This is a genomic window from Streptomyces sp. NPDC056347 (assembly GCF_042262625.1).
In the GTDB taxonomy this organism is placed as follows: Bacteria; Actinomycetota; Actinomycetes; order Streptomycetales; family Streptomycetaceae; genus Streptomyces.
The window spans coordinates 38349-50007 of the sequence record NZ_JBHJQP010000035.1; the positions used below are offsets into that span (position 1 = coordinate 38349).

The 11659-nt window shown below is 70.5% G+C and carries 12 protein-coding genes; 9 read left to right on the top strand and 3 right to left on the bottom strand.

The window, feature by feature from the left end:
- Positions 1 to 29: 29 nt before the first annotated feature.
- Entirely contained in the window at positions 30 to 1523 is a 1494-nt protein-coding gene (miaB, locus tag ACFCV8_RS11315; RefSeq protein ID WP_376685070.1) for a tRNA (N6-isopentenyl adenosine(37)-C2)-methylthiotransferase MiaB, read from the bottom strand.
- Positions 1524 to 1652: 129 nt separating this feature from the next.
- Here miaB and ACFCV8_RS11320 point away from each other — a divergent pair, with 129 nt between their 5' ends.
- Positions 1653 to 2651, top strand: coding sequence for a TAXI family TRAP transporter solute-binding subunit (locus ACFCV8_RS11320; RefSeq protein ID WP_376685059.1), 999 nt, complete (start codon positions 1653 to 1655; stop codon positions 2649 to 2651).
- A gap of 6 nt (positions 2652 to 2657) precedes the next feature.
- On the opposite strand, the gene ACFCV8_RS11325 is transcribed toward ACFCV8_RS11320, so the two are convergent.
- Positions 2658 to 4052: an ATP-binding protein gene (locus tag ACFCV8_RS11325; protein WP_376685060.1), complete on the bottom strand. Its 1395-nt coding sequence runs from the start codon at positions 4050 to 4052 to the stop codon at positions 2658 to 2660.
- A 15-nt stretch (positions 4053 to 4067) separates the two neighbouring features.
- Entirely contained in the window at positions 4068 to 4760 is a 693-nt protein-coding gene (locus tag ACFCV8_RS11330) for a response regulator transcription factor (RefSeq protein ID WP_376685061.1), read from the bottom strand.
- Positions 4761 to 5119: 359 nt separating this feature from the next.
- Between ACFCV8_RS11330 and ACFCV8_RS11335 the strand changes: the two genes are divergently transcribed.
- From ACFCV8_RS11335 to ACFCV8_RS11370, 8 genes are all read left to right on the top strand, one after another.
- The gene (locus ACFCV8_RS11335) at positions 5120 to 5905 is read left to right on the top strand and encodes an amino acid ABC transporter ATP-binding protein (protein ID WP_376685062.1); all 786 of its coding nucleotides are present in this window, start codon (positions 5120 to 5122) and stop codon (positions 5903 to 5905) included.
- A gap of 70 nt (positions 5906 to 5975) precedes the next feature.
- Positions 5976 to 6809, top strand: a complete 834-nt coding sequence (locus tag ACFCV8_RS11340) for a glutamate ABC transporter substrate-binding protein (RefSeq protein WP_376685063.1) — start codon at positions 5976 to 5978, stop codon at positions 6807 to 6809.
- A gap of 75 nt (positions 6810 to 6884) precedes the next feature.
- Entirely contained in the window at positions 6885 to 7550 is a 666-nt protein-coding gene (locus ACFCV8_RS11345; protein ID WP_376685064.1) for an amino acid ABC transporter permease, read from the top strand.
- Entirely contained in the window at positions 7547 to 8446 is a 900-nt protein-coding gene (locus tag ACFCV8_RS11350; RefSeq protein WP_376685065.1) for an amino acid ABC transporter permease, read from the top strand. Before ACFCV8_RS11345 ends, ACFCV8_RS11350 begins: the two co-directional genes overlap by 4 nt.
- Positions 8447 to 8655: 209 nt before the next feature.
- Positions 8656 to 10269 carry an FAD-dependent monooxygenase gene (locus ACFCV8_RS11355; protein ID WP_376685066.1) on the top strand — a complete coding sequence of 538 codons (1614 nt, stop codon included), beginning with the start codon at positions 8656 to 8658 and terminating at the stop codon, positions 10267 to 10269.
- A gap of 47 nt (positions 10270 to 10316) precedes the next feature.
- Entirely contained in the window at positions 10317 to 10388 is a 72-nt protein-coding gene (locus tag ACFCV8_RS11360) for a putative leader peptide (RefSeq protein WP_309544753.1), read from the top strand.
- A 103-nt stretch (positions 10389 to 10491) separates the two neighbouring features.
- Positions 10492 to 11079, top strand: a complete 588-nt coding sequence (locus ACFCV8_RS11365) for a cysteine dioxygenase (RefSeq protein ID WP_376685067.1) — start codon at positions 10492 to 10494, stop codon at positions 11077 to 11079.
- On the top strand, positions 11076 to 11501 hold the full coding sequence (locus tag ACFCV8_RS11370) for a rhodanese-like domain-containing protein (protein WP_376685068.1): 426 nt from the start codon (positions 11076 to 11078) through the stop codon (positions 11499 to 11501). The genes ACFCV8_RS11365 and ACFCV8_RS11370 overlap by 4 nt, the downstream gene beginning before the upstream one ends.
- The last annotated feature ends 158 nt before the right edge of the window (positions 11502 to 11659 follow it).

The following is an 11659-nucleotide window of genomic DNA, read 5'->3' on the forward strand; positions in this document are numbered from 1 at the left end:
GGCGCGCTCCGCCGCCGCGTCCCGCGGGGTCAGTCGCAGCCGCAGCCGGGGGCCGCGGCGGCGGGCAGCGGCGCGGGGGCCCCGATGCCAGGCAGCCCGAGCATCACGCCGGCCGGCTTGGCGGCCTCGGCCGCGTTGCGCTTCTCCCAGGCGTCCCCGGCGCGGGTCCGCCGCACGGCCACCGGCGTGCCTTCGGCGAGCAGGTGGTGCGGGGCGGCGTAGGTGATCTTGACGGTCACCACGTCGCCGGGCCGCACCTCCTGCTCCGGCTTGGTGAAGTGGACCAGTCGGTTGTCGGGGGCCCGGCCGGAGAGGCGGTGGGTGGCGCCGTCCTTGCGGCCCTCGCCCTCCGCGACCATGATCTCCAGCGTCCGGCCGACCTGCTTCTTGTTCTCCTCCCAGGAGATCTCCTCCTGGAGGGCCGACAGGCGCATGTAGCGCTCCTGCACGACCTCCTTGGGGATCTGCCCCTCCATCTCGGCGGCGGGCGTCCCGGGCCGCTTGGAGTACTGGAAGGTGAAGGCGTTGGCGAACCGCGCCTCGCGGACCGTGTGCATGGTCTGCTCGAAGTCCTCCTCGGTCTCGCCGGGGAAGCCCACGATGATGTCGGTGGAGATGGCGGCGTCGGGCATCGCGGCGCGCACCTTCTCGATGATGCCGAGGAAGCGTTCCTGCCGGTAGGAGCGGCGCATCGCCCGCAGCACCGTGTCGGAGCCGGACTGCAGCGGCATGTGCAGCTGCGGCATCACGTTGGGGGTCTCGGCCATCGCGGCGATCACGTCGTCCGTGAAGTCGCGGGGGTGCGGCGAGGTGAAGCGGACCCGTTCCAGTCCTTCGATCCTCCCGCAGGCGCGCAGCAGCTTGGAGAAGGCCTCGCGGTCGCCGATGTCGGAGCCGTACGCGTTGACGTTCTGGCCGAGCAGGGTGATCTCCGAGACGCCCTCGGACACCAGGGCCTCGATCTCGGCGAGGATGTCGCCGGTGCGACGGTCCTTCTCCTTGCCGCGCAGTGCGGGGACGATGCAGAAGGTGCAGGTGTTGTTGCAGCCGACGGAGATCGAGACCCACGCCGCGTAGGCGGACTCGCGCCGGGTGGGGAGCGTGGAGGGGAAGGCCTCCAGGGACTCGGCGATCTCGATCTGCGCCTCCTCCTGGATCCGGGCGCGCTCCAGCAGCACGGGCAGCTTGCCGATGTTGTGCGTACCGAAGACGACGTCGACCCAGGGGGCACGCCGGACGATGGTGTCGCGGTCCTTCTGCGCCAGGCAGCCGCCGACGGCGATCTGCATGCCGGGGCGCCTGGTCTTCATCGGGGCGAGCCGGCCGAGGTTCCCGTAGAGCTTGTTGTCGGCGTTCTCCCGGACCGCGCAGGTGTTGAAGACGACGACGTCCGCGTCGCCGTCGGAGCCCTCGGCGGCGCGTACGTAACCGGCGCCCTCCAGCAGCCCCGACAGCCGCTCGGAGTCGTGGACGTTCATCTGGCACCCGTAGGTGCGCACCTCGTACGTTTTCAAACCGTCCACTACTCCACCAGCCACGTCGTTGCCGCTCACCCGTCCAGGGTAAGGGCTGCGCCGGGGGCCCCGTGTGGGATACCCGACCGTCGGGCGGCAGCCCTGGTCATCGCGGGGGCGGGCTGGCAGGATCGCGCCATGCTCCAGGCCCTCTCCCGCGTCGGCGGACGACGTGTTCTCCAGGCGTGCGCCGCCGTCGCCGTGGTGTCCGGGCTGCTGCTGTGGTGGGTGTCGCCGTTCGGGACGCCCGAGCCGACCGGCACGGTGACCTTCAGCACCGGCGTACGCAGCGGCGTCTACCAGCGCTACGGCGAGCGCCTCATGGGGGATCTCGCCCGGGATCTGCCGAAGGTGTCGATAGAGCTGCAGACCAGTGAGGGCTCGCAGCAGAACATCGCACGGGTGGCCACCGGAAAGGCCGATTTCACCATCGCCACCGCCGACGCCCTCGCCACCTATCTGCGCGACGGCAAGCCCGGCGCCAACACGCTGCGGGGCTGTGTGCGGCTGTACGACGACTACATCCAGCTGGTCGTGCCCCGCGACTCCGACGTGCACCGGGTCGCCGATCTGCGCGGCAAGCGGGTCGGGGTGGGGCAGCAGGGCTCGGGGGTGCGGCTCGTGGCCGACCGGCTGATGACGGCGGCGGGGCTCGACCCCGCCGACGACGTCGTCCCGGTGCCCTCGGGCATCGACACCATGCCGGCCGAGCTGGAGAGCGGGCGGCTGCAGGCCTTCTTCTGGTCCGGCGGGCTGCCCACCACCGCCGTGCAGGAGCTGTCGAACCGGTTCAGGATCCGGCTGGTGCCGCTGGAGGCCTCGCTGATCAAGGAGCTTCAGGCGGTGGGCGGCTCCGCGCGCTACTACCGTTCGGCCACGATGCCCGCCGACGCGTACCGCAATGTGCAGCAGGGCCAGGCGGTGCCGACGGTCGCGGTCGCCAATGTGCTGGTGACCACGGAGCGTTCGAACCCGGCGCTGACCGAGGCGTTCACCCGGACCGTGATCGACAGCCGGGACCGGATCGGGCGCGAGGTGCACGCGGCCCAGCTGGTGGACCTGCGTACGGCGATCTACACGGATCCGCTGCCGCTGCACGAGGGCGCCAGCCGCTACTACCGCTCGGTCAAGCCCTGATCCGGCTCAGCCCCGCGGACCGTTGCGGGGCACCGTGACCGTCACGCGCAGCCCGTGCGGCTCGTGGGCCGCGTAGCCGACGAAGCCGCCGCCCGCCGCCAGGAGCGCCTGCGCGATGGAGAGCCCGAGGCCGGACCCCCGGATGTTCTGGTGCCGGGTGCTGCGCCAGAAGCGGTCGCCGATGCGCTCCATCTCCTGGGCGGTGAGGCCGGGGCCGCGGTCGGCGACGACGACCGTGACGTCGTCGGGGCCGGAGGAGACCGTGACGACGACCTCCTCCTTCGCGGGGGTGAACTTCAGGGCGTTGTCGATGATCGCGTCCAGGGCGCTGGACAGGGCGATGGGGTCCATCCACGCGGTCACCGCGGACGAGCCCTCCGCCCGGAGCCGTACGCCCTTCTCGTCGGCGAGCGGCCGCCAGGAGGCGACGCGCTCCGCGGTGAGCGCACCGATGTCCGTGAGCTGCAGGTCGGCCGCGGCGTGCTCGGCCAGCGCCAGGTCGAGCAGGTCGTCGAGGACCTGGGCCAGGCGCTTGCCCTCGGTGCGCACGGAGGCGATCTCCTCGTTGCCCTCGGGCAGTTCGAGCGCGAGGAGCTCGATCCGCAGCAGCAGCGCGGCAAGGGGGTTGCGCAGCTGGTGCGAGGCGTCGGCGACGAAGGCGCGCTGCTGCTCCAGCACGTTCTCGACGTTGTCCGCCATCTCGTTGAACGACCGCGCCAGGCGCCTGAGTTCCGGCGGGCCGCCGGAGGACACCACCCGCGAGCGCATCCGCCCGCTGGCGATGTCGTGGGTGGCCGCGTCCAGGGTCCGCACCGGCAGCAGCACCCAGCCGGTGAGCCGTATCGCGGCTCCCACCGCCACCAGCATCGCGACCGCCTCGCCCGCCGCGATCACCAGCCAGCCGCGCAGGGTGCGGGCGCGCAGCTCGGCGGCGGGCGAGTCGAGGACCACGACGGCGACGACGTCGCCGTCCCGTACGACGGGTGAGGCGACCACGACCCGGCCGTCCTGCCACGGCCAGACCTGCGGCGGATCGTGGCTGCGCCGCCCGAGCAGGGCCTCCTTGAACGCCTCCCGCCCCTCCCCCTCGATCGGGAGCTGCCAGCCGGCCGGGGCCTTGGCCATGGCGGAGTCGTCGCGGTAGAAGACCCCGGCGCGGATGCCGTAGACCGCGGCGTAGGTGTCGAGTTCGTTGCGCAGGGTGCGGCGGCGTTCGTCGTACCCGTCCCCGCGTTCGGTGATGAACTGCGCGAGCGCGGCGAAGCGTGCCGTGTCGTCGATGCGGTCGATGACGACGCTCTGCTGCTGGGCCCCCGCCACGCTCGCGGCCAGCGGGAAGCCGAGGGCGAGCAGCACGCCCGCCATGAGCACGATGAGCAGGGGAAGGAGCCGGGTACGCACCTGGGACGTACGCCTCTACCCGGGCGGCGCGACGAGCCGGTAGCCGACCCCGCGCACCGTCTCGATCAGTGCGGGCAGCCGCAGCTTGGAGCGCAGGGAGGCGACGTGCACTTCGAGCGTGCGCCCCGTGCCCTCCCAGCTCGTACGCCACACCTCGCTGATGATCTGCTCCCGGCGGAACACCACGCCGGGACGCTGGGCGAGCAGCGCGAGCAGGTCGAACTCCTTGCGGGTGAGCTGGACTTCGACCCCGCCGACGCTGACCCGGCGGGTCGGCAGCTCGATCTGCACATGGCCCAGTCGCAGCGCGGCGACGGGCGTCGAGGCGGTGTCCTCGCCGCTCGTGTTGCGCCGGCTGACGGCGTGGATGCGGGCGAGGAGCTCGCCGGTGTCGTACGGCTTGACGACGTAGTCGTCGGCGCCGAGGTTGAGGCCGTGGATGCGTGAGCGCACGTCGGAGCGCGCGGTCACCATGATGACCGGGGTGGAGGTGCGCTTGCGGATCTTCCCGCACACCTCGTATCCGTCCTGGTCGGGCAGGCCGAGGTCGAGCAGGACCACTCCGAACGGCTCCGTCTCGGCGGGCAGCAGCGCCTGGAGCGCCTCCTCGCCGCTGCGTGCGTGCACGACCCGGAAGCCGTGCCGGGCCAGGATGGCGGAGAGGGCCGCCGCGACGTGGTTGTCGTCCTCGACGAGCAGCAGTCTCATGGCCTCCTCCTCCGGGTGTGCCGATGCACGGGGGGCCGGCGGGGGCCGGCTGATGATCGGTGCGGTCTCGGTACGTTCCTCGTCACTTCCCCGTACCGGGGTGTTTCACGGCAGGACGTACCAGGGCATCCACTCCGATGAGGGGCCACCCAGTCAAGAGCCGCCCGCCGCTTCCGGCCATCTGTTATCCAGCCGGTACGCCGGGAAAGCGGCCAGGGGTCGCTCGTTCACGCCCCGTGTCCGTCCGCCCCCGGATCGTTGTCCTCATTGTTATCCTCAATTTCCGCTCAGATGTAATGACGGTGGTAGCACCGCCTCCCTATGGTCCTTCCAACCGAGGAGGACGGAGCAAGAAGCCGATGAGCGGAGTTTCAGTCACGAAGGGCGCCGAGGACGCCGCGCCCGCGGCGGACGACCTTGTCGTACTGAGCAACATCAACAAGCACTTCGGCGCGCTGCATGTGCTCCAGGACATCGATCTGACCATCGCCCGTGGCGAGGTCGTGGTCGTCATCGGGCCCTCCGGGTCCGGGAAGTCCACACTGTGCCGCACGATCAACCGCTTGGAGACGATCGACTCGGGCGCCATCACGATCGACGGCAAGCCGCTGCCCCAGGAGGGCAGGGAGCTGGCCAAGCTGCGTGCCGATGTCGGCATGGTCTTCCAGTCGTTCAATCTCTTCGCGCACAAGACCGTGCTCGAGAACGTGATGCTGGGTCAGATCAAGGTCCGCAAGACCGACAAGAAGGCCGCCGAGGAGAAGGCCCGTTCGCTGCTGGAGCGGGTGGGCGTGGCCACTCAGGCCGACAAGTACCCCGCCCAGCTCTCCGGCGGACAGCAGCAACGTGTGGCCATCGCGCGGGCGCTGGCGATGGACCCGAAGGTGATCCTCTTCGACGAGCCGACGTCGGCTCTCGACCCGGAGATGATCAACGAGGTGCTGGAGGTCATGCAGCAGCTCGCGCGGGACGGCATGACGATGGTCGTCGTCACCCATGAGATGGGCTTCGCGCGTTCGGCCGCGAACCGGGTCGTCTTCATGGCCGACGGAAAGATCGTCGAAGAGGCCACGCCCGACCAGTTCTTCAGCAACCCGCGCAGCGACCGGGCCAAGGACTTCCTCTCGAAGATCCTGCATCACTGATCGCTCCCGCGCCCACCGGGCCCGCACCGGCTGATCACTCACATCGCGTCAAAACCTAGGGAAATCCACCATGCAGCTTCGTAAGGTCACCGCCGCCTCGGCCGCCGTGCTCGCTCTCGCCGTCACCGCCACCGCCTGTGGATCCGACAAGGACGGCGGCTCGGGCGACAGCAAGAAGATCACCATCGGCATCAAGATCGACCAGCCCGGTCTCGGCCTGAAGACCCCCGACGGCAAGTACGCCGGCTTCGACGTCGACGTCGCCACGTACGTCGCCAAGGAGCTCGGCTACAAGGCCGAGGACATCGTCTTCAAGGAGACCAAGAGCGCCGACCGCGAGACCGCGATCGACCGCGGTGACGTGAAGTTCATCGCCGCCTCCTACTCGATCAACGACGAGCGTCTGAAGAAGGTCGACTTCGCGGGCCCGTACCTCCTCGCCCACCAGGACATCCTGGTCCGCGCCGACGACGACTCGATCAAGTCGCCGGCCGACCTGAACAACAAGAAGCTGTGTTCGGTCGCCGGCTCGACCTCGGCCCAGAACGTCAAGGACAAGCTGGCCCCGAAGGCCGACCTCCAGACGTACGGCGGCTACTCGGAGTGCCTGACCGGCCTGGAGAACAAGGTCATCGACGCCCTGACGACCGATGACAGCATCCTGGCGGGCTATGCCTCGCAGAAGGATTTCCAGGGCAAGTTCAAGCTGGCCGGCTTCAAGATGACCAACGAGAACTACGGCATCGGCCTGAAGAAGGGCGACGCCGACCTCAAGAAGAAGATCAACGACGCCCTCACCAAGATGGTCTCGGACGGTTCGTGGGAGAAGGCCGTGAAGGACAACTTCGGCCCGGCGAACTACAAGAACGAGCCCGCCCCGAAGATCGGCAACATCGTCAAGTGATGCAGGGCTGACCGGGCGCGCCGTCCTTGAACGACGGCGCGCCGTGCCCTCCGACACGCGGAAGCGCGGGAGATCGTGTTCGACTTTCTTGAAGGTTATGACCTGCTGGGGGCCTTCTGGGTGACGGTGCAGCTCACCGTCCTCTCCGCCCTCGGCTCCCTGATATGGGGAACGCTACTGGCCGGAATGAAGGTCAGCCCGGTCCCCCTGATGCGCGGCTTCGCCACCGCGTACGTGAACGTGGTCCGGAACATTCCGCTGACCGTGCTCATCGTGTTCTCGTCGCTCGGCCTGTACCAGACGCTGGGCGTCGCGCTCGGTGGCGACGACACCGACACCATCAACTTCCGGCTGGCCGTGCTCGCCATGATCGCCTACACGGCCGCCTTCGTCTGCGAGGCGCTGCGTTCCGGCATCAACACGGTGCCGGTCGGCCAGGCCGAGGCGGCACGTGCGCTCGGGCTGAGCTTCACCCAGGTGCTGCGGCTGATCATTCTTCCCCAGGCGTTCCGTGCGGTGGTCAACCCGTTGTCCAACGTACTGATCGCGCTGACGAAGAACACCACGGTCGCCTCCGCGATCGGTGTCGCCGAGGCCTCGTACCTGATGAAGGGCATGATCGAGAACGAGGCCCAGCTGATCCTGATCTCGCTGGTCTTCGCGCTGGGCTTCGTCGTCCTGACCCTCCCGACCGGCCTGATCCTCGGCTGGGTGAGCAAGAAGGTGGCGGTGAAGCGATGAGTTCCGTCCTCTACGACGCCCAGGGACCGCGCGCCAAGCAGCGCAACATCCTCTACACGGTGCTGTTCGTACTGGCCGCCGCCGCCCTGCTGTGGTGGGTCTACACCAGCCTGGACGAGAAGCACCAGCTCGACTGGATCAAGTGGAAGCCGTTCTTCACCAGCGTCCAGCCGTGGGAGACGTACATCTGGCCGGGGCTCCAGAACACGCTCAAGGCGGCGTTCTTCGCGCTGCTCATCGCGCTGCCGCTGGGTGCCCTGTTCGGTGTCGGCCGCCTGTCGGAGCACCGCTGGGTGCGGGTTCCGGCCGGAATCGTCGTGGAACTCTTCCGCGCCGTCCCGGTGCTCATCCTGATGATCGTCGCGAACGCCGTGTACGCGGAGTACACCACCATCGACACCGATGTGCGCCCGCTGTACGCCGTGGTGACCGGTCTGGTGCTGTACAACTTCTCGGTGCTCGCGGAGATCGTGCGGGCCGGGATCGAGACCCTGCCGAAGGGCCAGGCGGAGGCCGCCAAGGCGCTCGGCATGCGCAAGAGCCAGATCATGATGTCCGTGCTGCTGCCGCAGGCGGTGACGGCCATGCTGCCGGCGATCGTCAGCCAGCTCGTCGTCATCATGAAGGACACCGCGCTCGGTGGCGCCATGATGACCTTCAGCGAGCTGCTGGCCTCGGTCCGCCCGATGAGCGCGAACTACGGCGCCAACACCATCGCGTGCTTCACCGTCGTCGCTGTGATCTTCGTGCTGGTGAACTTCGCGCTCACCTCCTTCGCCAGCTGGCTGGAGCGGTGGCTCCGGCGCGCGAAGAAGAACAAGGGCACCGCACCGGGGGGCGCGTCCCCGACTGTCGGCGAGCCGTCGCTCATCGCCGATGAAGGGCACGCCGCCTGACGTTCCGTCGCACGCTGTGCCCGAGGGGCGGTGGCCGGTCGGCCGCCGCCCCTCTGCGCCGTCCGGTGTCGCTTGACGCGGGAACCGGCAGTAGGTTGCATACGTTCTGTGATCGCGCCCCCCGCACCCACCGCCACACCGCCGTCGCCCGCCGACCCTGTTCGCCCTGTCTCCCCGGCACCGTCCGTACGGATCCGAGGAGGTGCCCCGTGGACCCGGTGATCATCGTCGGCGCCGGGCCCGTCGGCCTCGCGCTGTCGCTGGCGCTCGCGGCGCAGGGGGTGCGCTGTGTGCTGCTCGACGAGGACCCGGGCAGGGACGAGACCAGGCCCGCGCGCACCGTCGTGCTGCGCGAGGACACCGCGGCGCTGGTGGAGCGTCTGGGCGGCAAGGCGCTGGGGCAGGAAGGCGCGCGCTGGTCGGGGTGGCGGTCGATGCGCCGCAAGCAGCTGGTACGCGAGCTGACGATCGGCGAGGACGCCCCCGAGGGCGGCCGGATCCCGGCCCCCGTCCATCTGCCGCAGCACTTCCTGACGCGCGGGCTGCGGGACGCGGTCACCGCGCACGAACTGGTACAGGTGGCCCCGTACAGCCGGATCGACACCCTGGAGCAGGACGCGACCGGGGTCACGGTGCATACCAGGGAGCCCAACGCGACCTGGTGGCGCGGAAGCCATCTGGTGGGCTGCGACGGCGCCCGGTCCACCGTCCGCAAGCTCCTCGGCATCCGGTTCCCGGGCCGTACGGCGGTGGAGCGGCATGCCGTGGCCGCACTGCGCACCGAGCTTCCCTGGCCGGGGCGGGCCGTGCTGCACCGGCTGCCCCCGTGGCGCGGCGGCGGCGCCGAGGTGACGGCGCGGCCGCTGCCGGACGGCCTCTGGCGACTGGACTGGCTGCTTCCGCCGCGCGGTGAACTGGTCACCCCGGACGCGCTGATCACCCGGGTCCGGGACACCCTGGCGGGCTGGTGCGGGGAGACACCTCCGTACGAGCTGCTGGACACCGGCGTGTACACGCTGCACCACCGGCTCGCCCTGCGCTGGCGGGCCGACCGGGCGTTCCTGGCCGGGGACGCCGCGCATCTGCTGGGTGCGCTGGGCACCCAGGGACTCGACGAGGGGCTGCGGGACGTCGAGAACCTGGCCTGGAAGCTGGCCGAGGTCTGGCACCACGGCGACTCCGACGTGCTGCTCGACAGCTACCAGGCCGAGCGCCGGGCGGCGGTCGCCGCCCGGCTGCGCGCCGCGGACCAGTCGCTGCCGATACTGCGCGGCGGCGGAGGGCTGCGGACCCTGGTCCCGGGCAGCACGCGGGGACACGACTCGCTGCTCACCGACGGACACCTGGGCTGCGGCGCTCTCGGAGCGCCCCCTTCGTACTCGCATTCGCCCCTCGCGCCCCCGCGCACGGAGGCGCACATCTCTGTGAGTACGCCCCCCGGTGCGCCGGTGACCGATGTACGGGTCACGGCTCCCGACGGTACGACGGCGCGGCTGAGGGAACGGCTGGGGCAGGGACGGCTGCTGGTCGTGCTGGTGGCTCCCGGCACCGGGGTGTGGGACCGGCGCCACTGGATGACGGCCGGTGTCATGCCCCGCCTGGCCGAGGCGGTCGGCGCGCTGCCGATGAAGGGGGAACTGCTGGTGACCGAGAGCTACCCGGGGGCATCGGCCCACACCGTCCTGCTGGTGAGGCCGGACGGCCACCTGGTCGCCTCGTTCGGCGGGGTGCTGCCCCGGGAGCTCGCCGCGGCGGCGGAAGCAGTGCGCGGCGCGGCGGAGCCCTCTCCCGTACGTCCCGACCAGACCGCGGACATCGATTGACCGGTGCGGAGACGCATGGTGTACTCCGGAACGTGACCGACACCGATGTGCGCCTGTGGCGGAGGGTCCATATGGACCTGGTCCGCTATGCGGGCTGCGTGTGTCGTCCGTCCTGCTGAATCGCCCTTCCTCGCCCCGCCGTACGTGCTGCCGTACGGGCGGGTGTCTTCGCGAACCCTCAGGACGGTCTCCGTGTCTTCTTCCGCATCACCTTCCGTAGCCATGCCCGCGTCCGGTGCCGCCTCCGTGACCGCTGTGCCCCGGCCGACGTCCGCTCCCGCCGCCGGGAACGCGGACAGCGATTCCGGTGCCGGTGCCGGTCCGACGGCTGCGGAGCTGCTCGACTTCGTACGCCGCGTCGCCGCCGACCCCGCGATCGTCGCCTCGCTCCCCCTCGCTCCCGAGGGCCGTACCTGGGTGCAGCTCGACGGCCCCGGTGGCAGCGAGGCCTGGCTGATCGGCTGGCCGCCGGGGACGGGCACCGGCTGGCACGACCACGCCGACTCGATCGGCGCCTTCATCACGGCGGCGGGCACCCTCAGGGAACGGTCGCTGGCCGCCCGGCTGCCCACCGACGGCTGGAAGACGCTGGAACTGACCGAGGGCATCGACCGCACACGGGAGCTGGCCGCCGGGCAGGGGCGTGCGTTCGGCCGCCACCACGTCCATGAGGTGCTGAACGAGTCCGCCGCGAAGCACGCCGTCTCCGTCCACGCGTACTATCCGCCGCTGCCGCGGATCCGGCGCTACAGCCGCACGGGCGATCTGCTCCGGCTTGAGCAGATCGAGCAGCCGGAGGACTGGCGATGAGCGACGGGGTGAACGACGACGGACGCCGGGACGGCCCGGAGCCGGTCGGGATCGACGAGCTGCTGGAACGGGTCCGGTCCGGATTCGTCAGGGTCGGTCCGCGGGAGGCGGCGGCCGCCGCCCACGACGGTGCGCTGCTCGTGGACATCCGGTACGCGGAGCTGCGGGAACGCGACGGTCTGATCCCGGGCGCGCTGGTCGTCGAGCGCAACGAGCTGGAATGGCGGCTCGATCCGCAGGGCAGCCACCGGGCGCGGCAGGCGGTCGGGCATGATCTCCCGATCGTGATCATCTGCAACGAGGGGTACGCGTCGAGCCTCGCCGCCGCCTCCCTGCACCGGCTGGGACTGCACCGGGCGACCGACCTGATCGGCGGCTTCCAGGCCTGGCGCGCGGCAGGCCTCCCCGTCGTCGAGACGTGACGGCCGGTTCGTAACCGGCGCGCAAGGGCCGGTACGCGAGAGCCGATGCGCAGAGCAGATGCGCAGAGCCGGTGCGTGACGGAGCGGTACGTGAAGGCCGGTACACGAGAACCGGTACGCGACGGAGCGGGCCGGGCCCCCGAGGTCCGGCCCGCTCC